This is a genomic window from Amycolatopsis sp. NPDC051106, from assembly GCF_040682775.1.
Taxonomy (GTDB): domain Bacteria; phylum Actinomycetota; class Actinomycetes; order Mycobacteriales; family Pseudonocardiaceae; genus Amycolatopsis.
This window is the reverse complement of sequence record NZ_JBFBBQ010000089.1, coordinates 1-21,256: the sequence shown is the minus strand read 5'-3', so window position 1 is coordinate 21,256 and position 21,256 is coordinate 1. Positions and strand designations below refer to the sequence as shown.

Here is a 21,256-nt window from a genome sequence, read left to right as displayed (position 1 = left end):
CCACCCGGGCTATCCTGGTGATCATGACGAACCGCCTCGGCGAGTTCCTCCGGGCGCGGCGCGGGCTCGTCCGGCCCGCCGACGCCGGCCTCCCCGACCTCGCCGAGCGCCGGGTGCCCGGCCTCCGCCGCGACGAGCTGGCCGCGCTCGCCGGGGTCAGCCCGGAGTACTACGCCCGGCTCGAACAGGGCCGGGACCGGAACCCGTCGGAGCAGGTGCTCACGTCGCTGGCGCGGGCGCTCCGGCTGGACGCCGACACCGAGGCGCACCTCCGGCGGCTCGTCCACCCGCCGCGCGCCGGCGCCCCCGGGCCCGAGCGCCTCGCGCCGGGCCTGCAGGAGCTGATCGACGCCTGGCCGGACACCCCGGCGCTCGTCTGGGGACGGCACCTCGACGTGCTCGCCGCGAACGCACTGGCCGTCGCGCTGGCTCCCCGCTACGCCCCCGGCACCAACCTCTTCCGCTCGTTCTTCCTCGACCCCGCGTCCCGCGCCTTGCACCCCGACTGGGAGGCGATGGCGGGCAACGTCACGGCCATCCTGCGCCGCCTCGCCGGCGCCGCTCCGGACGACCGGCGGCTGACCGGCCTGGTCAGCGAACTCACCGCCGGCAGCACGGCTTTCGCCCGCCACTGGAGCCGCCACGACGCGCGGCGCACGACCACCGCCGTCAAGCGGTTCACGCACCCGACGGCGGGCGAGCTCGAGCTGGCCAAGCACGCGTTCACCGTCCCCGGCGCCGACGAGCAGACCCTGGTGGTCTACCGGGCCGAGCCGGACAGCCCGGCGGCCGCCCGGCTGCGGCGGCTGGCGGCCTCGGCCGCCTGAAGACCGCCGGCTGAGACGCCCGTCACGTCGGCGTGGCTGATCGCGCCGGGGTGCCGTCCGCCTGCCATCCTGTGCCGTCAGGAAAACAGGCGGACGGAGGCACCCGTGGGCGTCATCAGCTGGATCGTGCTCGGGCTCATCGCGGGCGTGATCGCGAAGGCCCTCATGCCGGGCAAGGACCCCGGCGGCTGCATCATCACGATCCTGCTCGGCATCGGCGGCGCCTTCGTCGGCGGCTGGGTCGGCAAGACCCTGTTCCACACCGACCTCGGCACCTTCTTCGACCTCCGCACCTGGGGTCTGGCGATCCTCGGCGCGCTGATCATCCTGGTGATCTACAGGATGGCGTTCGGCCGCAGCCGGCGTGACTAGTTGAGGCTGACGCCGTACGCGCTCAGCGCCTCGCCGACCGGCTGGAAGAACGACGTCCCGCTGCCCTTGCCGGACGTGATGCCGAGGCCGACGCTGCCGGCGAACAGGCAGCCGCCCGAGTCGCCCGGGTTGACCAGCGCGTTGGTCTGGATCAGCTGCGACACCGAACCTTCGGCGTAGTTCACCGTCACGTTCGTCCGCGTGACCGAGCCGGACGTGAGGTGCGTGGTGCTGCCGCTCTTGCTGATGCGCTGGCCGACCGTCGCGGTGCCGGCCGAGCTGATCCGCTGGGTGGAGCCGTTCCACAGGGTGACCGCGCCGGGCGCGCTGCCGGTGGTGTTGCGGATCAGCCCGTAGTCGTTGCCCGGGAAGCTCGAACCCTGCGACGGGCCGACGTTCCACTGCGACACCGCGCGCGTGCAGTGGCCGGCGTCGACGATGTAGTTAACGCCGCCGCGGTTGGTGTTGAAGCCGGCCGAACAGCGGGTGCCGCCGCCGGTGATGGCTTCGCCGTTGTAGATCGCGGCGTGCAGCTCACCCGCGACGCGCTCCACCCGGACGCGGTCGCCCAGTGCGGAAGCGGCTTTCAGCAGGGCGTCGGTGCCGCGCGCCGCGTCCGCCACGGTCAGCACGACCTGGTTGGTCTTCGGGTCGAGGCCGATCGACGTGTGCGCGACCGCGGGCAGCGCCTGCAGGGCGTCCTGCGCGCCCGCCAGTGCCGCGCTCGAGTGCTTGACCAGCCGGGCCTGCGCCCCCGTGAGCCGGACCCGGTCGGCGGCCGCCTGGTCGAGCACGTTCACCACGGGCTTCGCGGCCGCGTCGAGGTAGCCGTCGACGGCCCGCGAGCCGAGCGCGGCGGTGACCTGGTGCAGGGTCTCCACGCTGGCGGCCTGGGTCCGCAGGAACGCGACGGCGGCGGATTCGCTGATCCCGGCGTCCGCCGCGAGGGAAGCGACCGCGTCGCGTTGCACGTCGGGTGAGTAGCCGTCGATGGTGACGGCGGCGGCCGGGCTGGTCAGGAAGCCGGCGACCGCGGCGGCGGCCACCAGGGTGGTGGCGGAGCGGGCGAGCAGGTTTCTTGTGCGCATGCCGGGTACTCGCTTTCACGGGGAGGCCGGCGCGAGGGATGGCCACGCCGGTCGCGATGGGATCCGGTGTTCCGGTGCGCCCGAGGGTGATCCGTGGCCGGGACCGGCGGTACCGACTTTCGTCGGACAGGACAAAAGATAGGTACCGGACAAATCGCCTCGCGCAAGTAACCGGACAGCACCGCGACCGGACCACCCGGGACGCGTGGTCTGTCCATTCAGGACGAACGCGGCCTCGACCCCTTCGCCGCGACGAAGAAGGTTCAGTCTCCGGCGAGTTCGGCCCAGACGGTCTTGCCGGTGTCGTGCTGCCACTGGCCCCAGTCCCGGCTGCACGCGTCGACCAGCATGAGGCCCCGCCCGCCCTCGATGTCCGGCGGCCGTGGCCGGGCCGGCCGGGGGCTGGCGTCGGTGACCTCGAACCTCAGGTGCCGCGCCGCCCGGACGAGCCGCACGCGGATCGGGGCGGTGCCGTGGCACAGCGCGTTCGACACCAGTTCGTCGAGCACCATCACCGCGTCGGCGAGGCGCTCCGGATCCAGGCCGGTCAGCAGGTCCTGGGCCCACTCCCGGACCTGTGCCGGCTGGTCGGTACCCGTGCCGAGCTCGCGCGTCGGGATGGTTCTCACACTCCTTCGAACCAGTGCGGCGTACCCACTTCCGGCGGACCTCAAACAACCCACGGCGGGGACCACGCCGCCGGTCCCCGGGTGGCAGGATGTGCCCGGTGAGCATGCGTACCAGGAACAACGTCGTCGAGACCGGTCGCCAAGACGGGCCGGTCCTGCTGCTGGCCCACGGCTTCGGCTGCGACCAGAACCTGTGGCGCCTCGTCGTCCCCGCCCTCGCCGAGCAGTACCGCGTCGTGCTGTTCGACCACACCGGCGCCGGGCGCTCGGACCTGTCGGCCTGGACCCCGGAGCGCTACGGCACGCTCGACGGGTACGCCGACGACGTCCTGGCCCTGTGTCACGAACTGGACCTGACCGACGTCGTGCTCGTCGGGCACTCGGTCAGCGCGATGATCGCGGTGCTGGCCGCCAACCAGGAGCCGGACCGGTTCGCGAAGCTGGTGCTGCTCACGCCGTCCCCGTGCTACATCGACGACGAGGACTACCGAGGCGGGTTCAGCCGCGAAGACATCGACGAGCTCCTCGAGGCACTGGAGTCGAACTACCTGGGCTGGTCGGCGGCGATGGCGCCGGTGATCATGGGCAACCCGGACCGCCCGGAGCTGGGCGAGGAGCTGACGAACAGCTTCTGCCGCACCGATCCCGCGATCGCGCGCGTCTTCGCGCGGGCCACGTTCCTCTCCGACAACCGCGCCGACCTGGCGAAGGTTTCCGTGCCGACCCTGGTCGTCGAATGCGCCCAAGACGCCATCGCGCCGCCGGAAGTCGGCCGGTTCACGCACGAGAACATCGCGGGCAGCCGCCTGGTGACCCTCGACGCGATCGGGCACTGCCCGCAGCTGAGCGCCCCCGAAGCCACCGTGGCCGCGATCACCGGGTTCGTGAGCGGCCCATGATGTGCGAAGCCGATGCCGGCGACCGGGAAAACGCGGACCCCGCGTTTTCGGCACTTCTGGAGGACAGCGCGGAAGACCTCTACGAAAACGCCCCCTGCGGGTATCTCTCGACGCTGCTGGACGGCACGATCGCGAAGATCAACGCGACGCTGCTCGGCTGGCTGGGCCACGACCGGGAAGAGATCGTCGGGCGCCGCCGGTTCTCCGACCTGCTCACCGTCGGCGGCCGGCTGTACCACGAGACGCACTTCGCGCCGTTGCTGCGCATGCAGGGCGAGCTCGGCGGCGTCGCCTTCGAGATGAAGACGGCGACCGGCGGCCGGCTGCCGGTGCTGGTGACCTCGACGGTCAAGACCGGCTCCGACGGCGAGGCGCAGCTGATCCGCACCACGGTGTTCGACGCGAGCGACCGGCGGGCCTACGAGCAGGAGCTGCTGCGGGCGCGCGACGAAGCCGAGCGTGAACGCGACCGGGCGCAGCGGCTGGTGAAGACGCTGCAGCAGACGCTGCTGCCGCCCGCGCTGGCCGAAGTGCCCGGGATGCAGGTGGCGGCGTACTACCACCCCGCGTCGGCCGACCAGGTGGGCGGCGACTTCTACGACCTGTTCCCGATCAACGACGGCACGTGGGGGTTCTTCCTCGGCGACGTCTCGGGCAAGGGCGCCCCGGCCGCGGTCGTGACGTCGCTGGCGCGTTACACGCTGCGGGCGGCCGCGGTCCACGACCCGGACCCGACCGTCGCCCTCGGCACCCTCAACACGGTGCTCAGCCAGCAGTTCCGCGGCACCGATCCGCGCTACTGCACGGTGATCCACGGCCGCATCCGCCCGCACGGGGACAGCGCCACGCTCACCTTGGCCGGCGGCGGCCACCCACCGGCGTTGCTGATCCGGGCCGACGGGACGGCCACGTTCGTGCCGATCCTGGGCGGCCAGCTGGTCGGCGCCCTGCCCACCGCGCGCTTCGCCGCGGTGGACGTGCGCCTGGAGGCCGGCGACGCCGTGCTCCTCTACACCGACGGGCTGACCGAAGCCCGCACGCACGGCCGCGCTCGCTACAGCGAGGAGCAGCTGCGCGCGGATCTGACCGGCTTGGCCCCGGCCACCGCTCCGGCGGTGGTCGAGGCGGTCACCGACCTGCTGGCCGGCTTCGGCGACGGCGTCGAGGACGACACCGCCCTGCTGGCGTTCAGCATCCCCCAGTCCGGAGGCGACCAGCCATGACGAGCGCTTTCTCGACTTCGACCGAGCCGGCGGCCAGCGGCCCGGTCCTGACCGTCCGCGGCGAGCTCGACGTGGCCACCGCGCCCCGGCTCCGCGCGCACATCGCCGGGCTCACGCTGACACCAGGGCAGCTGCTGGTGGTGGACCTGGCGGACGTGAGCTTCTGCGACTCCAGCGGCATTTCGGCGCTCATCGCGGCGCGCAACGTCGCCGAGGAAGCCGAGGCGAAGGTCGCGCTGGTCGCGGTTCCGGCCCGGCTCACGCGCACCCTCGCCCTGACCGGCCTGGCGGACTTCTTCCCGACCTACCCGACGGCCGAGGACGCCATCTCCGCCCACGGCTGACCAGTGCTCCGCTTCAGAGGCAGGGTGGCCGGTAGCCGTCGACCCGCAGACCGCGGAACTCGAGCCGGTTGGGTGTCTTGCCCACGAAGACCAGGCCGCGAGCCTCGGTGAGCGCCGACGCGAACGAGTACGCCGGGGTGCCCAGCTCCGGCAGCGACGTCCACGCTCGGGGCTGGAAGCCGAAGAACTTGCTGACGAGCTTCCCGCGGGTCGAGGGCACCAGCGTGAGCCACTTGTCGCCGCCGCTCCAGTGGGAAGCCGGGCGCAGCTGGACGTAGAGGTCGTCGGTCGCGCTGTAGGTCAGCCAGAAGCCGGCCGAGCGGGAGAGATCCGCCTGCGCCTCGAACTGGTTGCCGAGCCACACGACGACCACGTGCCACTCCGGGTTGAGGAACGTCACCTTCGCCGCGTACCGGTGGCCTTCGGGGACGAGAAGGCTCCCGGTGGGCGGGACGGTGGTGCCCTCGCCGCTGGCGAGCCACTGCTGCAGCCGGTCGATCGACGGCGTCGAGCACTCGCAACCGGCCCGCGGGGACGCGTTCGCGGGTGGACTGACCAGGGAAAACATCAGGAAGGATGCGAAGATCGCGAGCGTCCGGGCGTAGGCGAGGCGCATGCCGGGAAGCTACCAGAACGGGTGTGCTCCGTGTCACGGAATGCGCGTCGATCTTGGGCGCTACAGAGGGGTAGGAACCGTACGAATCCCTAGGGAGGGCCATGTCCGCCACGACCACGCCGGCCGAACCGTCCACCACCCCGGTGGTGCCCGCGCTCGACGACTTCGACTTCGAGCTCACCGACGGCGCGGCCTGCCGCATCGACGACCCGGACTGCGAAGCCTGCCAGTGAGCCGGCGTCCCCGGTGCGGATCCCTCCGCGCCGGGGACCCGCGGTCAGTGCGCGAGCGCCGTGTCGCGCAGCTGGCGCCGTGAGCTGATCCCGAGCTTCCCGAAGATCTTGCGCAGGTGCCATTCCACCGTGCGGGGGCTGAGGAACAGCCGGGTGCCGATCTCCGGGTTGGAGAACCCTTCCCGGGCCAGCGCGGCGATCTGCAGCTCCTGCGGGGTCAGCTCGCCGGTCGGCTCCGCGGTGCGCTTGCGGACCGTCTCGCCGGTCGCGAGCAGCTCGCGCCGCGCCCGGTCGGCGAACGCTTCGAGGCCCATCGCGGCCAGCAGGTCGTGTGCCGTGCGCAGGTGTTCGCGGGCTTCGGCGCGGTGGCCTTCGCGGCGCAGCCATTCCCCGTGCAGCAAGTGGCCGCGAGCCACTTCCACGCGCAGCGGCGTCCCGGCCAGCAGGTCGATCGACTCGCGGTGGTGGCGGTGCGGCTCGATGCCCGCCAGCGCGCGCAGCCGGGCGGTGAGGCCGCGCGTCCACGCGTTCGGGGTCGCCGCCGCCCGGACCTCGAACCGGTCGAGGGCGACCGACACCAGCGAAGAGTCGCCCGTCCGTGACGCCGCCTCCGCCAGCTCCGCCGTGGCGAGTGCCTGGTGGCCGACAGCGTCGCGCTCGAACACCCGGCGGGCGGCGTCGCGGGCCGCGTCGTGCCGGCCGAGCCCGTTGCACAGCACGGAGTTCGCGTAGTCGGCGAACGTCACCACCCGCTCCTGCCCGCGTGCTGCGGCGTCCTTCGCCGCGGCCGCGATCAGCTCGGACGCCGGCCCCTCGCGGCCGCGCAGCGCGGCGAGCAGGATCGCGCTGTAGCCGACCGGCGGGCCGCCGGTCACGTCGGCGAGCAGGCGGTCCTCCTCGACCATCGTCTCCGCCGCGGCCAGCTCGCCGGCCAGCAGCTCGTGGTTGGCCAGGAAGTTGAGCGCGAACTGCAGCTGGACGAGCGCGCCGGTGTCGCGCGCGAGCTGGACCTGACGCGCCGCCAGCGCCCGCCCGGCCGCGAAGTCGAGCACCTCGGTGGCGATCGTGCCGCCGGCGCGGTTGCCCAGCAGCCACAGCACCCGGTCGCTGTCCTCGGTCGCGACGTCGAGGGCCTGGACGGCCTCGACCGCGCGGATCAGCCGCGGTGCCGCGGTCTCGTAGCCGGCGGTGAGGCGGGTCGCGAGCGCGTCCAGCACGAGGTCGGCGGCGCTCGGCGGCACCCGCGCCGGCGGGGCGGCGCACGCGGCTTCGGCCGCTTCGGTGAGGCCGGTCCCGGCCCAGACGGCCGCGCCCAGCGCCTCCAGGTAGGTCTCGCGCGCCAGTCCGGCGTCGACCGGGGCGAGGTGACCGGCGGCTCGGAGCAGCAGCCGGGCCGCCTCGCTCCCCCGCCGCTGGTCGAACGCGACCTGGCCGCGCAGCCGTTCGGCCTCCGCGCTCCGGACGGCGTCGGGCGGCCCGGCCTCCGCCGCGCTCACCAACCCGAGCGCCGCTTCGAGCGCGCCCGAGCCGCGTTTCGCCCGCGCCGCCGCGAGTTCGCGGTGGGCGCGCCGGGCCGGGTCGGGTGTCAAAGCGGCGGCGTGCTCGAGGAACGCGGCCGCCGCGACCAGGCCACCGCGCGCCCGCGCTCGTCCCGCGGAGCGCTCGAGCTCGGCCGCGACGTCCTCGTCGGGGGTGACGGTCGCCTGCGCGCGGTGCCACGCGCGGCGGTCCGGGTCGACGGTCGCGTCGGTCACCGCCGCCAGCACCCGGTGCACCTCCTGGCGCTCCCGCGCCGGCGCCGACCGGTAGACGGCCGAGCGCACCAGCGGGTGCCGGAACCGGATCCGCGCGCCGAACTCGATCAGCCCGGTCGCCTCGGCCGCGGCCGCCGGGTCGGCACCCAGGCCGAGCTCGCCGGCCGCGCGCCAGAGCAGTGTGGCGTCGCCGAGCGGCTCCGCGGCCGCGGTCAGCAGCAGCCGCCGGGTGTCGGCGGGCAACGGGGCCAGCTGCTGGAGGAAGCACTGCTCGATCCGCCCGGCCAGCGGCAGGACACCCGGCTGCTCGAACCCGTCGGCGAGCTCCGCGGCCGTCCGGAACCGGGGCAGCTCGACCAGGGCGAGCGGGTTGCCGCGGGTTTCGGCGACGATCCGGTCGCGGACCCGCGGATCGACCGGGCCCTTGAGCACGGAGTCCAGCAGCGCGCGGGCCGCGGCGTCGCCCAGCCCGCGCACCTCGAGGTCCGGCAGCCCGGCGACGTCGAGTTCGCCGGCGGGCTCCCGGACGGCGATCAGCAGGGCGACCCGTTCGGCCAGCAGCCGCCGGCCGACGAACGCGAGGGTCTGCGCGGACACGCGGTCGAGCCACTGCGCGTCGTCGATCACGCAGGCCACCGGCTCCGCCTCGGCCACTTCGGCCAGCAGGGTCAGCACCGCGAGGCCGACGAGGAAGCGGTCCGGCGGCTCGCCGGAAGTCAGACCGAACGCCGTGCCGATGGCGGTGCGCTGCGGGCCGGGGAGGTGGTCCAGGCGGTCGAGGAACGGCGCGCACAACTGCTGCAGCCCGGCGTACGGCAGTTCCCGCTCGGACTCGACGCCCATCGCCCGCGCGATCCGGCACCCGGCCGCCCGGGCCGTGAAGTGCTCCAGCAGGGCGGTCTTGCCGATGCCGGCCTCGCCCCGCAGGACGAGCGCCCGGCCCGCCCCCGCGCGCGCGTCGGCGAGCAGCCGGTCGAGCACCGCGCGTTCGCCGTCCCGGCCGAGGAGCCCTTGACCCGACATGGTCCGGAACATTACCGGGCCCGGGTGAATGACCAGGGTGTCTCCCTGGGGCGAACCGGGCCGGATGCGCGGGAGAGTGGTCTCGAGCGGCACCGAGTCCCCTGCCGCCGCACCGGAGGAGTTCCCGATCATGGACATGAAGCTCGAAGTCGTGGTCCTGCCCGTCGCCGACGTCGACCGGACCAAGCACTTCTACAAGACCCTCGGCTGGCGCGAGGACGCCGACATCGAGTTCGGCGCCTCGCGGGTCGTGCAGCTGACCCCGCCGGGGTCGCCGGCGTCGGTCCACTTCGGCACCGGCATCACCGACGCCGCCCCGGGGTCGGTCCGGAGCACCTACCTGGTCGTCGAGGACATCGAAGCGGCCCGCAAGGAGCTCGCCGGCCACGGCGTCGACGTCAGCGACGTCTTCCACCGCGACGAGACCGGCGCGTTCGCCCCGGGGGCGCACCCCGACCGCGGCACGTACTCGTCGTTCGCGTCGTTCAGCGACCCGGACGGCAACACGTGGCTGCTGCAGGAGATCACCACCCGGTTCCCCGGGCGGGTCGACGGCGTGACGTACGGCTCGGCGCAGGAGCTGGAGCGCGCGCTTCGCGAGGCCGCGGCGGCGCACGGCGAGCACGAGAAGGAGACCGGGGAGTACGACGCGGAATGGCCGGTCTGGTACGCCCGGTACATGGCGGAGCACCAAGGCGCCTGAGTGCCCGGTCAGTCCCGGTAGCCGGCCCAGGCCACCTGGACGAAGCTGCGGACCAGCGGGCTCCGGCCGGCCTTCGGCCACGCCACGACGAGGTCGCTCGGCGGCCGGTCCGCCAGCGGGACGACGACCAGCCCGGCCGGCAGGGGCTGGTCGACCGGGGCGAGCGCCGTGGTTCCGTTCCACAGCACCGCCTGCAGGCATTCCTGGACGGTCCGCAGCACCGGTGCCGCGTCGCCGGGCGCGCCACCGGTCCAGTAGGCGGTCCACGCGGGATCGGTCCCGTCGGGCAGCCGGACCCACCGGCGCCCGCCCAGCCCGGCCGCCGCCACCGAGCGGCGGCGGGCGAGCGGGTCGTCGTCGCGCACCACCACCCCGACCGGCACCGAGCGCAGCACCTGCGAGCCGATTCCCGTGGTGTCGAAAGGAGTCCGCGTCAGCGCGACGTCGACGAGCCCGGCGCGCAGACCCGCCGTCGGGTCGCTCAGGTCCGCTTCGTGCACGCGGACGTCGACGTGCGGGTGGCGCTCCCGGAACAACGGGACCAGCCGGCCGCCGACGTGCTCGGCCGCGTCGGCCAGGGTCCCGATCGTGAGGGTGGCCGCGCCCGCCGCGGCGGTCACCCGGCCGCGGATCCGCGCGGCCTGCTTCAGCAGCGCGGCCGCTTCGCCGTAGAGCGCCGCGCCGGCGGGCGTGAGGGTGACGCCCTTCGGGGTGCGGTCGAACAGGGCCGCGCCGAGCTCGTCCTCCAGCTGCCGGATCGCCCGGCTGAGCGGCGGCTGCGTCATGTGCAGGCGGCTCGCCGCCCGGCCGACGTGCCGCTCGTCGGCCACGGCCACGAAGTACCCGAGCGAGCGCAGATCCACCGCGACACGATACCCGTGCGGTATCGGGTCGACCGAGCCGGACTTGGACCCACCCGGTCCCGGCGGGCGACGATCCCCGGTATGACTCTCACGATCGCGTGCTACCGGTACGACACGACCCAGGCCCTGTTCGACCGGGCGGACGTCGACGTCACGACGGCCGCCACGCTGCCGGAGATCTTCGAGCGGGTGGCCGGCGGGCGGGTCGACGTCGGCGAGCTCGGCCTGACGTTCTACCTCCGGCTGCTGGAGTCCGGCCTGCCGTACGTCGCCCTGCCGATCTTCCCGAACCGGGTGTTCCGGCACTCTTGCGTCTTCGTCAACACCCGGTCGGGCATCACCGGACCGGGTGACCTCGTGGGCCGGACGATCGGCGAGTTCGGCACCTACGGCCAGGACTCCGGCGTGTGGGCCAAGGGAATCCTCAGCGATGAGTACGGCTTCGAGCCCGCGCGCAACGAGTGGGTGATCGGCGGGCTCGACCGACCATCGGCGCCGTTCGGCTTCATCCCGCACCCGCACCCGGACGACGTGCCGGTCACGACCACGGACCGGGCGCTGGGCGACCTGCTGGCCACGGGCGAGATCGACGCGCTGTTCTCGGCCAACGTCCCGCAGTGCGTGCTGGACGGCGCCCCGGACGTGGCCCGGTTGTTCCCCGACTTCGAGCCGGTGGAACGCGACTACCACCGGCGCACGGGGATCTTCCCGATCATGCACGCGGTGGTGATCCGGCGCGAACTGCTGGAGCACGCCCCCGACGTCTACCGGCTGTTCTCGGAGGCGGCGTCGGCGGCGGCCGACCGGTACCGGCGCGGTCGCCGGCTGTACCAGGTGCCGACGATGGTGCCGTGGATGCACGCCCTGGTCGAGCGCAACGAGCCGCAGTTCGGCCCGGACTGGTGGCCGTACGGGATTTCGGCCAATCGCGCGGTCTTGGAGACGTACCTCCGTTACCACCACGAACAGGGCCTGTCTTCGCGGCGGTGGGCGGTCGACGAGGTGTTCGCGCTCCTCGACACGTGAATTCTTGTCGGGGGTGCGAGGTAGCGTGCGGCGCATGGCACTTTCGACAGCGGAACGCGAGCGATTCCTGGCGGAACCCCACATCGGCGCGCTGTCGGTGACCGAGCGGCCGGACCGCGCGCCACTGACGGTTCCCCTTTGGTACTGGTACACCCCGGGCGGCGAGCTCTGGGTGCGCACGGCACCGGGATCTCGCAAGATGAAGGCGATCGAAGCGGCGGGGCGGTTCAGCTTGATGGCGCAGCGCACCACGCCGACGGTCCGGTACGTATCGGTGGAGGGGCCGGTGACGAGGACGGAACCGGACTCCCCGGAGCGCGCGCGGGAAATGGCGGCGCGGTACCTGCCGGAGGAGAAGGTGGCGGGGTTCCTGGAGTTCGAGCGGACGCAGCTCGGGGAGCACGTCGTGGTGTTCCTGCGGCCCGAGCATTGGCTGTCGCTGGACATGGGGGCGGTGTGAGCGCTGTCCACTTCGGACTGAACCGAGGCCGGCGCGGGGTTGGCCACGCAAGCTGAAGGTGCCCTTCCTCGTATCTGACGCAGTGAAGGACACCTTCAGCCGCCCGGGCGCATCGCCAGGCCGCTGTCAACGGATCTCGGACGCGCGACACCAGCACTACGGCTGGGCGCTGCGCAACCGCGAGGCCGCGAGGCCGCGAGGCCGCGAGGCCGCGAGGCTCAACGGTGCGAAGCGGCGAGCGGACGGCGCCGGTGATCTTGGCGACTCGCGATCAGATCCTGGTGCGACCCAAGTTTCAGGGAAGCAAACTCCGACCGCGGCGAAACGCCGGCGCCGCGATGAGGTGTGTCGCCGCGGCACGGGTGCGGCGGGCCGACCGTGATCGGGTGCCGGCACAGTTCCCACTCTGCTACCCGCGGTGCGCGAACCTTCGCTCAGTGATACGGCGCCTCACGCGGGGCTTGCTGAGCGCGCTGCGCCTGCATGCGTGGCGCCTGTGCCCGAGGTGCCTTCACAGTTCGCGCCCGGCTACCCACCGTGTGCGAACCTTCGCTCAGTGATACGGCGCCTCACGCGGTGCCTGCCGTGCCCGTGGCGGCTGCGCACGCGGTGGCTGCTGGGCGCGCTGCGCCTGCGTGCGCGGGGTCTGTGCTCGTGGTGCCTGCCCGCGCGGTACCTGCGGACGCGGCGGGGGCGGGCCGGGGCGCCGCGCCGGGGGGCGGGCCGCCGCCGGGCGGGGTGGTCGCTCGCGCCTCTCCGGCTCCGGCTCGGGCTCGCGGGCCCGGGATGGGCGGTTCGCCCACGAGTCGAACAGCACGATCAGCCCGGCGAACACCGCGCACCCAAGCCCCAAGGCCACGTTGACCAGCGACCCGAGGATGCCGGCCACCAGCAGCACCGGCAGCACCGCCATCAGGCAGAACGGGTCGATCCTGCCGAACTTCGGGCGGGACGGCCCCTCCCGGGGACTCACCGCGCGACCTCCGCTTTCCCTCGCGCCATGGTCGCAGTATGCAACCCCCAGCCCGAACCGGCCACCATCGGCGGCCGGAAATCCGGACAAAGCGCGTGGATCACAGCTCGGCGTCCCGCAGAGCCGTCTCGACTTCTCCGCCCGTGAGCCGCCGGGGGCCGACGTAGTACAGCACCGCGCCCGCCGCCAGCTCCGCGTCCCACGCCGGGTTCACCACCAGGTCCTGCCCCGTGCGCGCGGCCAGCACCGTCGCGCCGTACGCGCGCCCGAGCGCCACCCGGCAGCGCGACGCCGGCAGCCGGCCGAGGGACTCCGGGAGCGTCACCGAGAACGTGTCCGCTCCCCCGGCCGTCATCAGCTCCGCGTAGACCTCGGCGATCCCCGGCGACGTCAGCTCCTCGGTCACCATCCGCGGCGTGTGCCACTGCACGCAGCGGATGCGCGGGTCCACGTACCGCAGCAGCTCCGCCCGCTCGAGGTCGCGCAGCGTGACCACGACGTGCGACGCCGGGCTGGCGTGGTCCACCGTGACCGCGACGGCCAGCGCCTCGTTGTCGTCGGCCATGTCCACCAGGACGGCGGCCGCGCGCGGCACCCCCGCCCGCTCCAGCACGGCGGCGGCCGTCGGCTCGCCGCGGACGAACTCCACCGGCTGCCCCGGCATCGGGTGCACCGGCACCTCCGCGCAGAGCACCAGCGCCGGCACGCCGTCGGCCAGCAGCTGGGCCACGATCCGCTCGGTCCGCCCGGCCGCGTACCCGATCAGCACCGTGTGGCCGGTCGCCCGCGTAGCCTCCGTCCCCTGCATCCGCCGTCCCTTCGCCTGTTCCAGCACCGAAGCGAGCTTCGTGAACACCGTCGTGAGCGTGGCCAGCCCGCCGGCGATGACGTACGCGCCCACGACGTGCCCGGCGAGCGTCTCGGGCGAGAAGTCGCCGTACCCGACCGTGGTCGTCGTGACGACGAAGTACCACCAGAAGTTGCCGGGCCGGACGAGCTCGCTGCCGGCCGGTTCGGCGAGCGCCATCAGCGGCCAGCTCGTCGCGAACACGACCACCACCACGGCGATCGGCAGGAGCCAGCCGCGGTGGGGCACCCAGCGCGCGAAGAGCCGCGAGAGGAAGAACGTCACCGACCCTCCTCACCGGATTCGATCACGGGTCCCGACAGCCGATCACACGGTGCTATCAGGCACAACGGTCTTTACCGGACCGTGACGGCGGTCCGGCCCGCCGGACATAAACGGACAGGATTCCCGCGTGCCCCGGGAAGAACTCGCGTTCCGTGGTGGACTGTCCCCGGTCCCCCGGGCGCCGAAAGAGGTACGCGCATGAAGAAACGGGTCGCTTCGGCGGTCTTCGCCGTGGCTGTCGCGTGTGGCGTCATCGCCGCTGTGTCACCCACGACCCCGGCGGCCGCGAGCCCGCCGCCTCCGCAGCTCGAGTTCGCGAACCCCGCGAGCCAAGCCCTGTACGGCACGGCCTATCGCGAAGCGCTGGACAACCTGCTGCGCACCAACACGATCGGCTACGACCCGAAGTACGGCAAGAGCGGCCTGCTCGACCCGGCCACCGGGCTCGTCCGCGCGGGCGGGGGCTACGACCAGCCGTGGACCCGTGACGCCTCGATCAACAGCTGGAACGCGACCAGCCTCCTCGCCCCCGCCCTCGCGAAGAACACGCTGTGGGCAGTCGTCGACAAGGACGCCGATGGCGCCCTGCGCGTGCAGCAGGACGACCAGCAGTGGGACCAGGTCGTCTGGGCGAGCGCCGCGTGGCACCACTACCTGGTGACCGGGGACGGCGGGTTCCTCGAAAACGCCTACCGCACGACGGCGAACACGCTGACCATCCGCGAACACGCCACCACGGCCGGTTTCAACGCGACGTACGGGCTGTTCACCGGCCCGTCGTTCTTCAACGACGGCATCGCCGGCTACCCCGCGCCGCCCGCCGACGCCACCGAGTCGGTCAGCACCGGCAGCTCGCCGTGGCCGGGCGTGGCGAGCGGGATGTACCTGAGCACCAACGAGGTTTACTACGCCGCCTACGTCAACGCGGCGAACATGGCGGAGAAGCTTCGCCGTCCCGGCGCGGAGATCGCCGGCTACCGGACCAAGGCCACCGCGCTGAAGACCGCGATCAACCGGAACTTCTGGAACGCGCGGACCGGCCTGTACGACTACCAGCTGCTCGCCGACGGCAGCCGCGGCGCCTACCAGGAAGGCACCGGGCTGGCGTTCGCCCTGCTCTTCGGCATCGCGAACCCGGCTCAGGCCCGGTCGATCGTCGCCCACGCGCAGGAGATGCCGTGGGGCATGCCCGATACCTTCCCGAACTGGGACCGCTATTCGGACGCGCAACCGGGCCGGCACAACGCGATCGTGTGGCCGCTCGTGCAGGGGCTGTGGGCCAAAGCGCTGGCCGGACAGGGTGACCAGAACGCGTTCGCATCGGAGACCGCGCGCCTGGCGAAGCTGGCGGACGACAACAGTGGGTTCTGGGAGATCTACAACGGCCACACCGGCGTCGTGGACGGCGGCTACCAGCGGCTCGGCGACACCGTGAAGTTCCACTGGGGCTCCGAACCCGACCAGACCTGGTCGGCCACCGCGTTCCTCGACATGATCCACACCGGCCTGTTCGGGCTGACGTTCACCGACCGCGGCCTGACGTTCGCGCCCGGCCTCGCCGCCGGCTGGGGCGACGTCACCCTCCGGAACCTGAGCTACCGCAATGCGAACCTCACGATTTCGCTGCGCGGCGCGGGCACCAAGGTCAGCTCGTTCACGATCGACGGCAAGCCCGCGCCGGGCAACGCCGTCCCGGCCACGCTGAGCGGGAGCCACACCGTCGCGATCACGCTCACCGGCGCGGCCGCCGGCGACCGCGACGGCGACCACGTGCCCGACGCGGCCGACCGGTGCGCCGACACCGCGGGCACCGTCGACGGCTGCCCGGCCCCCGGTCACCTCGAAGCGGAGGACGCGGTCAACACCGGCGGCGTGAAGACGAACGTGAACCACACCGGCTACTCGGGCCGCGCGTTCCTCGACGGGCTCTGGTCTCCCGGCGCGGCGTCGTCGTTCACGCTGCACCGCACGTCGACCGGCCCGGCGACGACCGCGCTCACCGTGCGCTACGCCAACGCCAACAGCGACGCCCGCACGATGACGCTGTCGGTGGACGGCCGCCCGCTGCGGCAGGTGAGCTTCCCGAAGGTCTCCGACAGCTGGGACGACTGGGGCACCGTGACCTTCGCCGACGTCCCGCTCTCCGGCCGGGACCCGGTGGTCACGCTGTCGTACGCGGCGGGGGACACCGGTTCGGTCAACCTCGACTGGCTGGCCGCCGGCTGAGCCGCCGTCACCCGAATCGGTGAACCGGCCGCCCGGCCGTCATAGTCGCGGCGAAGCGGCCCTCTCGTTGTTCGTTCGCGGTGGCCGGGCGGCACGCCCCCCGACCGGCCGGCCACCGCGCACACGCACCCGGGCCCCGCATACTGGACTGGTGAGCGAACCGATCCCGCTGTTCCCGGCCACTCGTGTCGACCCCGAACGGTTCGCGGCCGCGCAACACCGCCTCTTCACCGGGATGCGGCTGCGGATCGGCCGGTCCGGCGTCGCCCACCGGGTGGCGTGGGTGCCCTGGCTCGACGAGCTGACCCTGCCCGCGCCCGCCTGCCACCAGGGGTGGTCCGGGCTCGGCGCGGCGGGCGAGATCACCCCGGTCGACCTGCCGGTGACCTGCCGCAAGTGCCTGCGCCTCGGCGGCGAGCCGGACGACCCCGCCCAGCACACCCTTTTCGCGCTGCCGGAGCCGCGCTGACCGGTTAAGCCCGGGCCGGCCGGGTACCTCGACCGGATGACGGAGAACCGGGACTCCGCCGGGACGGTCCGGCAGTTCACCACCGATCTCGTCGAAGCCGCTCTGGCCGGAGCGTACGACGAAGTGGCCGACGCGCTGGACGTCCTCGCCCGCGCCGGCTCGCCGCACGTCCCCGCCGAAATCGCCGGGGACCTGGTCAGCCGGTGCGCGGCCGTGGTCCGCGCCCGCCATCCGGCCGGTCCCGGGACGATCTTCACCATCGCCGTGGCCGACGAGCAGGCCCGGGCGGTCGAGGTGGACCGGCTGCCGCCCGGGCCCCTGGCCGCGCTGCGCGCCCTGCTCGCGACCCTCGGCGACGACGAAGCCAGCCGCGACATCCAGGTGGAGCTGGCGACCCGCGGGGAGCCCGAAGACGTCGTCGGCGTCGTGATCCACCTGCTGGTGTGGTTCGTCGAGCTGTCGGACAGCTCGGCGGCCGCGCTCCCGTCGCTGAGCTGCTTCACCCCCTGACCGCGTTCACCCGGCGGTGAGGGCGGCCACTTCCTCGTCGATCAGCAGGCCGGCGTCGAAGCGCATGCCCGCGAAGTGGCCGGCCAGCTCGAGCGAGAGCACGCCGTGCAAGCGAGTCCAGAACGCCAGCGCGCGATGCAGGACCGCCGCCGGCGCCGGGTGGCCGCCCGCCCACTCGCGGTGGTCCTCCAGGTGGGTGTCGAACGGCGTCGGCGCCGCTTCCGCCGGCCGCGCCCCGCAGGCTTCGATGAGCACCGCCATCACCTCGTGCGAGATCGCGGTGGTGTCCTCGGGCGCGTGGTAGCCGGGGACGGGCGTGCCGTAGATCAGGAAGTAGCGCTGGGGGTCCTCGCGGGCCCAGTCCCGGATGGCGTGCGCCAGCCCGGCCAGGTCCGCCCCGCCGTCGTAGGCCGCGCGGACCGTGTCGGCGACGCTCCGGTACGCGTCGCGGATGAGCGCCGTCACCAGGTCGTCCCGGTTCGCGAAGTACCGGTAGAGGGCCGGTCCGCTCATCCCGAGCTTCTTGGCGATGGCGTTGAGCGACAGGGCCGGCACGCCCGCCTCGGCGATCTGCTCCCACGCGTGCTGCTTGATCTCCGCGCGCACCTGCGCCCGGTAGCGCTCGCGTGAGGTCGGCCCCGCGTCCGTCATGAGCGGCTCCCTTCCGGTCGAGTTAGAGGCTATCACTTTTCTTATTGACACTAAGCCGCTACTGGTTATAGGTTCTAACTAGAGCGATAGCCACTAACAAACCAAGGAGACCCGCCATGGTCAAGACCGCCCGTGCCCTGCTCGCCGTCCCGCTGGCCACCGCCGCCCTCTTCGCCGCCACCCCGGCGGACGCGGCCTCGGCAAGCCCGCTGACCTGCCGAGGTCAGGGCATCGATCCCGCTGCCCAGGTGCGCTACCGGACGGAGACGTTCGTCCAGGCGCCCGTGGACACCGTCTGGAAGCTGCAGACCGGCGTCGAGGGGTGGCCGAGCTGGCAGGCCGCGGTCACCAGCGCGAAGCGGCTGGACCCGGGCCCTCTGCACCCGGGCTCGCGGTTCCACTGGACGACCCCGGCCCCGGCGACGCCGTCCTCCCCCGCCACGACCCTCGTCATCACGTCCACCGTCGGCCAGATCCAGCCCGGCCGGTGCGTCCGCTGGACGGGCCCGGCGATCGGCGACGGCCTGCGCATCGACCGGGGCGTCCACGTCTGGACGTTCACCCCGGCCCGGGGCGGCGTGGTCGTCCGCACCGAGGAGAGCTGGACGGGCGCGCAGGTCGAGGCCGACCCCGCCACGGCCATCCAGTACCTCGCCCTCGGTCTCGACCTCTGGCTGGCCGACCTCGAGACCGCCGCCGAAGCCCGCCCCTGCTGAGCTCCGAAACCCGAAGGAGAAAAGCGATGTCCGCACCCACTCGCCCGTCGAAGGCCGTGCTCGTCGCGGCGTGGGCGTTCCCGGTCATGGTCGCCGGCCAGTTCGCGTTGCTCGCCGGGATCCCGGTCGCGATCGTGCTGGCCCGCACCCTGCGGTCCCCCGCGGCCCGCTGGTGGAGCGGCCTGATGGCGGTGGCTTACGTGATCCCGCTGGCGGTCTGGCTGCTCGGGCCGAGTACGGCACCGAGCCTGTCGAAGTCCCTGAGCCCGGTGGCGACAGGCGTTGTCGCGGCAGCGGGGGCCGTGGCGGCCGCCGGGGTGCATCTGGTGCGACGGCGCGCCGCGGCGCCGGCCGGGAGCCGACCGGCGCCGGGTACGCCGAGTACTACTTCGTGAAGGTGAGGCAGTTGGCGGAGTGCCCGCCTTCGCCCGGACCGACCCGGACGCTCGAAGCCGTGCACTCCAGCGAGGAGTTGTGCCGGCAGTCCGCCCGCGAGCAGGCGCCGACCTGAGCCACGACGCGGTCGAGGCCGCCCTTCGTGTTCAGCGGGACGAAAGTGCCGCAGTCGGCGGAACCGTTGTCGCCGCCGACGGTGATGGCGAAGGCGTGACAGCCGTCGTGGTTGTAGGAACAGCCGCTGACGGTGCACTCGTGCACGGCGGGCATTTCGGTGGTGGTCATGCGCGACTCCTGGATCCGTGGTGGGAAAGCAGTTCGGTTTCCCGACGCTCCCACCGGGTCCGGGGTCACGCAATTCGCGGCAACTCGGCCGGGTGATCGACTCCGCACGCCCGGGTGAGAACCGCGCTTCCCACCGCGACACCGGCCCGGCTCAGCGCAGTGTTCGTCAAAGCAGTGGTTCGAGCGCCTTCGCGAGCGGCTCCAGCACGGCCGGGGTGTGCGGCGGCGGCAGGTACACGATCGCGAGGTCGAGACCGGCTTCGCCGAGCGCCTCCGCTTCGGCCGCGACCTTGGCGTAGTCGCCGTCCGGACCGAGGCGGACGTGCGAGGAGAGCATGATCTCACCCGGGTCGCGGCCGATGTCCGCGCAGTGGCGGTGCAGGACTTCCCGCTTGTGGGCGAACTCCTCGGGCGTGCCGCCGACGAAGTTCCAGTGCTGGGCGTACTTCGCGGCGGTGCGCAGGGTCCGCTTCTCGCCGCTGCCGCCGATGCAGATCGGCGGGTGCGGCTTCTGCACGCCCTTCGGCTCGTTGCGCGCGTCGGCCAGCTGGTAGTACTTCCCCTGGAACGTGGTCGTTTCCTGGGTCAGCAGGCCGACGAGCACCTCACAGCCTTCCTCGAAGCGGTCGCTGCGCTCCTTGACCGTGCCGAGCTCCATGCCGTACGCGCCGGACTCCTCCTCGTTCCAGCCGGCGCCGATGCCGATCTCCAGCCGTCCGCCCGAAACGATGTCGAGCGTCGCGGCCATGTTCGCGAGCAGCGCCGGGTGGCGGTAGTGGATCCCGCTGACCAGCGTGCCCAGCCGGAGCCGTTTCGTGGCTTGCGCGAGCGCGGTGAGCGTGACCCAGCCTTCGAGGCACGGCCCGGTCGAATCGGAAAAGATGGGATAGAAGTGGTCGAAGGTCCAGCCGGACTCGAACAGCTCGATCTCGTCGGCGGCCTGCCACACGGCGAGCATGTCCGCCCACTCGGTGTTCTGGGGCGAGGTCTTGATGGCGAATCGCATGATCGCGATCGTAAACCTGGAGTTCCTCCAGGACCGTCTTCGCTCGATCCGGTGAAGCGGCTCATCGGGACGCGGTGGCCGGGTACCCCGCCCGAAAGGAGGAGGAGACGATGCCCGACAACGAACTCCCGGGGTTCCTGATCATCGGCCTGATCTTCGTGATCGCCGACGGCCAGATCCTCTACCGCGGCGGCCGCCGCTACCTGAGCGGCCCGGACGGCGGCGAAGGGACCGGCTCGATGGCCTGGATGGTGGTGACGGTCTTCCACCTGGTCGCGTTCGGGGCCCTGGCCCTGCTGTCGGTGGTGGGCCCCGGCTGGTCGGGGTCGACGGCCGCGCTGGTCGGCCGGCTCGGCGTGTTCCTGTTGCTGCTGGCGGTCGCCCACGGGCTGACGCTGGCCGTCCTCGGCCGCCGCCGGCAGGACACGATCGTCGAAACCCACTTCCAGGAGCGGGAGACCGACCGGCCGGGCGAGGTGTACGTCCAGCCGGTCACCGAGGCCGGGATCGAGCAGACGACCGTGACGCCGGTGCCCGGGCAGAGCGGCCCGCCGCCGCGGGTAAGCCCGGATCTGGGGAACCACGGCCCCTACCGGGCTTGAGCGGACGCCGCCGGCGAGCGCGACGCCTTGAATGACTCATTCACCTCATCCGACGACAGGAATGGGTCATTCACTGCATTCGGGCTCCGATTCGGGCTGGCCACCGGCCGCGGCGGCCGGCGGCCGCGGCGGGAATCGGCGACGATCAGCGACTGCGCCGGCTTCTTCGCGTAGTTCTCGGCGACGAACAGGCGGCCGGTGTCCAGCTCGCCGGTGGCCTTGAGGGTGAA

25 protein-coding genes and 1 pseudogene are annotated in these 21,256 nt (G+C 72.9%); 15 read left to right on the top strand and 11 right to left on the bottom strand.

The window, feature by feature from the left end:
• Positions 1-23: 23 nt before the first annotated feature.
• Positions 24-827, top strand: coding sequence for a helix-turn-helix domain-containing protein (locus tag AB0M83_RS39680; RefSeq protein WP_364525510.1), 804 nt, complete (start codon positions 24-26; stop codon positions 825-827).
• A gap of 105 nt (positions 828-932) precedes the next feature.
• Complete coding sequence (locus AB0M83_RS39675) at positions 933-1,199, top strand: GlsB/YeaQ/YmgE family stress response membrane protein (RefSeq protein WP_364525507.1); 267 nt, start codon at positions 933-935, stop codon at positions 1,197-1,199.
• Here AB0M83_RS39675 and AB0M83_RS39670 read toward each other — a convergent pair.
• The gene (locus AB0M83_RS39670) at positions 1,196-2,287 is read right to left on the bottom strand and encodes a S1 family peptidase (RefSeq protein WP_364525505.1); all 1,092 of its coding nucleotides are present in this window, start codon (positions 2,285-2,287) and stop codon (positions 1,196-1,198) included. The genes AB0M83_RS39675 and AB0M83_RS39670 overlap by 4 nt on opposite strands.
• A gap of 263 nt (positions 2,288-2,550) precedes the next feature.
• Positions 2,551-2,916 (bottom strand): ATP-binding protein, encoded by a 366-nt coding sequence (locus tag AB0M83_RS39665; RefSeq protein WP_364525502.1) that lies wholly within the window; start codon positions 2,914-2,916, stop codon positions 2,551-2,553.
• 89 nt (positions 2,917-3,005) lie between these two features.
• On the opposite strand from AB0M83_RS39665, the gene AB0M83_RS39660 reads away from it, so the two are divergent.
• Genes AB0M83_RS39660 through AB0M83_RS39650 form a run of 3 tightly spaced genes read left to right on the top strand, consistent with a single transcriptional unit; the run spans position 3,006 to position 5,382 of the window.
• On the top strand, positions 3,006-3,815 hold the full coding sequence (locus AB0M83_RS39660; RefSeq protein WP_364525499.1) for an alpha/beta hydrolase: 810 nt from the start codon (positions 3,006-3,008) through the stop codon (positions 3,813-3,815).
• Positions 3,815-5,038: a SpoIIE family protein phosphatase gene (locus AB0M83_RS39655; protein ID WP_364525496.1), complete on the top strand. Its 1,224-nt coding sequence runs from the start codon at positions 3,815-3,817 to the stop codon at positions 5,036-5,038. The genes AB0M83_RS39660 and AB0M83_RS39655 overlap by 1 nt, the downstream gene beginning before the upstream one ends.
• Complete coding sequence (locus AB0M83_RS39650) at positions 5,035-5,382, top strand: STAS domain-containing protein (protein ID WP_364525493.1); 348 nt, start codon at positions 5,035-5,037, stop codon at positions 5,380-5,382. Before AB0M83_RS39655 ends, AB0M83_RS39650 begins: the two co-directional genes overlap by 4 nt.
• Before the next feature lie 13 nt (positions 5,383-5,395).
• Here the strand turns inward: AB0M83_RS39650 and AB0M83_RS39645 are convergent, their stop codons facing one another.
• On the bottom strand, positions 5,396-5,998 hold the full coding sequence (locus AB0M83_RS39645; RefSeq protein ID WP_364525490.1) for a hypothetical protein: 603 nt from the start codon (positions 5,996-5,998) through the stop codon (positions 5,396-5,398).
• Between the two features lie 101 nt (positions 5,999-6,099).
• Here AB0M83_RS39645 and AB0M83_RS39640 point away from each other — a divergent pair, with 101 nt between their 5' ends.
• Complete coding sequence (locus AB0M83_RS39640; RefSeq protein ID WP_364525487.1) at positions 6,100-6,231, top strand: hypothetical protein; 132 nt, start codon at positions 6,100-6,102, stop codon at positions 6,229-6,231.
• A 44-nt stretch (positions 6,232-6,275) separates the two neighbouring features.
• On the opposite strand, the gene AB0M83_RS39635 is transcribed toward AB0M83_RS39640, so the two are convergent.
• Positions 6,276-9,008: an AAA family ATPase gene (locus tag AB0M83_RS39635; protein WP_364525484.1), complete on the bottom strand. Its 2,733-nt coding sequence runs from the start codon at positions 9,006-9,008 to the stop codon at positions 6,276-6,278.
• A 130-nt stretch (positions 9,009-9,138) separates the two neighbouring features.
• On the opposite strand from AB0M83_RS39635, the gene AB0M83_RS39630 reads away from it, so the two are divergent.
• Positions 9,139-9,711, top strand: a complete 573-nt coding sequence (locus AB0M83_RS39630) for a VOC family protein (protein WP_364525481.1) — start codon at positions 9,139-9,141, stop codon at positions 9,709-9,711.
• Positions 9,712-9,719: 8 nt separating this feature from the next.
• Here the strand turns inward: AB0M83_RS39630 and AB0M83_RS39625 are convergent, their stop codons facing one another.
• The gene (locus tag AB0M83_RS39625; protein WP_364525478.1) at positions 9,720-10,574 is read right to left on the bottom strand and encodes a LysR substrate-binding domain-containing protein; all 855 of its coding nucleotides are present in this window, start codon (positions 10,572-10,574) and stop codon (positions 9,720-9,722) included.
• 81 nt (positions 10,575-10,655) lie between these two features.
• Between AB0M83_RS39625 and AB0M83_RS39620 the strand changes: the two genes are divergently transcribed.
• A complete protein-coding gene (locus tag AB0M83_RS39620; RefSeq protein ID WP_364525475.1) occupies positions 10,656-11,600 on the top strand; it encodes a 4,5-dihydroxyphthalate decarboxylase in 945 nt (314 codons plus the stop codon).
• Positions 11,601-11,634: 34 nt separating this feature from the next.
• A complete protein-coding gene (locus AB0M83_RS39615) occupies positions 11,635-12,060 on the top strand; it encodes a pyridoxamine 5'-phosphate oxidase family protein (protein ID WP_364525473.1) in 426 nt (141 codons plus the stop codon).
• A gap of 553 nt (positions 12,061-12,613) precedes the next feature.
• Here AB0M83_RS39615 and AB0M83_RS39610 read toward each other — a convergent pair.
• Positions 12,614-13,033 carry a hypothetical protein gene (locus tag AB0M83_RS39610; protein WP_364525470.1) on the bottom strand — a complete coding sequence of 140 codons (420 nt, stop codon included), beginning with the start codon at positions 13,031-13,033 and terminating at the stop codon, positions 12,614-12,616.
• Positions 13,034-13,133: 100 nt separating this feature from the next.
• Complete coding sequence (locus tag AB0M83_RS39605; protein WP_364525468.1) at positions 13,134-14,165, bottom strand: ion channel; 1,032 nt, start codon at positions 14,163-14,165, stop codon at positions 13,134-13,136.
• A 198-nt stretch (positions 14,166-14,363) separates the two neighbouring features.
• Here AB0M83_RS39605 and AB0M83_RS39600 point away from each other — a divergent pair, with 198 nt between their 5' ends.
• The 3 genes from AB0M83_RS39600 to AB0M83_RS39590 all read left to right on the top strand — a co-directional run bounded on the left by AB0M83_RS39600 (position 14,364) and on the right by AB0M83_RS39590 (position 17,370).
• Complete coding sequence (locus tag AB0M83_RS39600; RefSeq protein ID WP_364525466.1) at positions 14,364-16,391, top strand: glycogen debranching protein; 2,028 nt, start codon at positions 14,364-14,366, stop codon at positions 16,389-16,391.
• A 151-nt stretch (positions 16,392-16,542) separates the two neighbouring features.
• A complete protein-coding gene (locus AB0M83_RS39595) occupies positions 16,543-16,860 on the top strand; it encodes a hypothetical protein (protein ID WP_364525464.1) in 318 nt (105 codons plus the stop codon).
• Between the two features lie 36 nt (positions 16,861-16,896).
• A complete protein-coding gene (locus AB0M83_RS39590) occupies positions 16,897-17,370 on the top strand; it encodes a hypothetical protein (protein WP_364525461.1) in 474 nt (157 codons plus the stop codon).
• Positions 17,371-17,376: 6 nt separating this feature from the next.
• Here AB0M83_RS39590 and AB0M83_RS39585 read toward each other — a convergent pair whose 3' ends face one another.
• Positions 17,377-18,021 (bottom strand): TetR/AcrR family transcriptional regulator, encoded by a 645-nt coding sequence (locus tag AB0M83_RS39585; protein ID WP_364525459.1) that lies wholly within the window; start codon positions 18,019-18,021, stop codon positions 17,377-17,379.
• 116 nt (positions 18,022-18,137) lie between these two features.
• Between AB0M83_RS39585 and AB0M83_RS39580 the strand changes: the two genes are divergently transcribed.
• Both AB0M83_RS39580 and AB0M83_RS39575 read left to right on the top strand, forming a co-directional pair.
• The gene (locus AB0M83_RS39580; protein WP_364525456.1) at positions 18,138-18,737 is read left to right on the top strand and encodes an SRPBCC family protein; all 600 of its coding nucleotides are present in this window, start codon (positions 18,138-18,140) and stop codon (positions 18,735-18,737) included.
• Between the two features lie 26 nt (positions 18,738-18,763).
• A complete protein-coding gene (locus tag AB0M83_RS39575; protein ID WP_364525454.1) occupies positions 18,764-19,132 on the top strand; it encodes a hypothetical protein in 369 nt (122 codons plus the stop codon).
• Here the strand turns inward: AB0M83_RS39575 and AB0M83_RS39570 are convergent.
• Both AB0M83_RS39570 and AB0M83_RS39565 read right to left on the bottom strand, forming a co-directional pair.
• Positions 19,122-19,418: a DUF1540 domain-containing protein gene (locus tag AB0M83_RS39570; protein WP_086673666.1), complete on the bottom strand. Its 297-nt coding sequence runs from the start codon at positions 19,416-19,418 to the stop codon at positions 19,122-19,124. The two genes, AB0M83_RS39575 and AB0M83_RS39570, sit on opposite strands and share 11 nt — an antisense overlap.
• A 166-nt stretch (positions 19,419-19,584) precedes the next feature.
• Positions 19,585-20,424 (bottom strand): LLM class F420-dependent oxidoreductase, encoded by an 840-nt coding sequence (locus AB0M83_RS39565; RefSeq protein ID WP_364525452.1) that lies wholly within the window; start codon positions 20,422-20,424, stop codon positions 19,585-19,587.
• Positions 20,425-20,534: 110 nt separating this feature from the next.
• Between AB0M83_RS39565 and AB0M83_RS39560 the strand changes: the two genes are divergently transcribed.
• Positions 20,535-21,026 carry a hypothetical protein gene (locus AB0M83_RS39560; RefSeq protein ID WP_364525450.1) on the top strand — a complete coding sequence of 164 codons (492 nt, stop codon included), beginning with the start codon at positions 20,535-20,537 and terminating at the stop codon, positions 21,024-21,026.
• On the opposite strand, the pseudogene AB0M83_RS39555 reads toward AB0M83_RS39560, so the two are convergent.
• Positions 21,014-21,256 (bottom strand): annotated as a pseudogene (locus tag AB0M83_RS39555) (TQXA domain protein); the annotation flags it as partial. The gene AB0M83_RS39560 and the pseudogene AB0M83_RS39555 overlap by 13 nt on opposite strands.

Coding starts and splice junctions, on each gene's coding strand:
- AB0M83_RS39585 (WP_364525459.1), bottom strand. CDS start 18,021: ATGACGGACGCGGGGCCGACCTCACGCGAGCGCTACCGGGCGCAGGTG.
- AB0M83_RS39645 (WP_364525490.1), bottom strand. CDS start 5,998: ATGCGCCTCGCCTACGCCCGGACGCTCGCGATCTTCGCATCCTTCCTG.
- AB0M83_RS39565 (WP_364525452.1), bottom strand. CDS start 20,424: ATGCGATTCGCCATCAAGACCTCGCCCCAGAACACCGAGTGGGCGGAC.
- AB0M83_RS39680 (WP_364525510.1), top strand. CDS start 24: ATGACGAACCGCCTCGGCGAGTTCCTCCGGGCGCGGCGCGGGCTCGTC.
- AB0M83_RS39630 (WP_364525481.1), top strand. CDS start 9,139: ATGGACATGAAGCTCGAAGTCGTGGTCCTGCCCGTCGCCGACGTCGAC.
- AB0M83_RS39575 (WP_364525454.1), top strand. CDS start 18,764: ATGTCCGCACCCACTCGCCCGTCGAAGGCCGTGCTCGTCGCGGCGTGG.
- AB0M83_RS39670 (WP_364525505.1), bottom strand. CDS start 2,287: ATGCGCACAAGAAACCTGCTCGCCCGCTCCGCCACCACCCTGGTGGCC.
- AB0M83_RS39640 (WP_364525487.1), top strand. CDS start 6,100: ATGTCCGCCACGACCACGCCGGCCGAACCGTCCACCACCCCGGTGGTG.
- AB0M83_RS39615 (WP_364525473.1), top strand. CDS start 11,635: ATGGCACTTTCGACAGCGGAACGCGAGCGATTCCTGGCGGAACCCCAC.
- AB0M83_RS39570 (WP_086673666.1), bottom strand. CDS start 19,418: ATGACCACCACCGAAATGCCCGCCGTGCACGAGTGCACCGTCAGCGGC.
- AB0M83_RS39655 (WP_364525496.1), top strand. CDS start 3,815: ATGTGCGAAGCCGATGCCGGCGACCGGGAAAACGCGGACCCCGCGTTT.
- AB0M83_RS39590 (WP_364525461.1), top strand. CDS start 16,897: ATGACGGAGAACCGGGACTCCGCCGGGACGGTCCGGCAGTTCACCACC.
- AB0M83_RS39650 (WP_364525493.1), top strand. CDS start 5,035: ATGACGAGCGCTTTCTCGACTTCGACCGAGCCGGCGGCCAGCGGCCCG.
- AB0M83_RS39620 (WP_364525475.1), top strand. CDS start 10,656: ATGACTCTCACGATCGCGTGCTACCGGTACGACACGACCCAGGCCCTG.
- AB0M83_RS39635 (WP_364525484.1), bottom strand. CDS start 9,008: ATGTCGGGTCAAGGGCTCCTCGGCCGGGACGGCGAACGCGCGGTGCTC.
- AB0M83_RS39660 (WP_364525499.1), top strand. CDS start 3,006: ATGTGCCCGGTGAGCATGCGTACCAGGAACAACGTCGTCGAGACCGGT.
- AB0M83_RS39580 (WP_364525456.1), top strand. CDS start 18,138: ATGGTCAAGACCGCCCGTGCCCTGCTCGCCGTCCCGCTGGCCACCGCC.
- AB0M83_RS39560 (WP_364525450.1), top strand. CDS start 20,535: ATGCCCGACAACGAACTCCCGGGGTTCCTGATCATCGGCCTGATCTTC.
- AB0M83_RS39600 (WP_364525466.1), top strand. CDS start 14,364: ATGAAGAAACGGGTCGCTTCGGCGGTCTTCGCCGTGGCTGTCGCGTGT.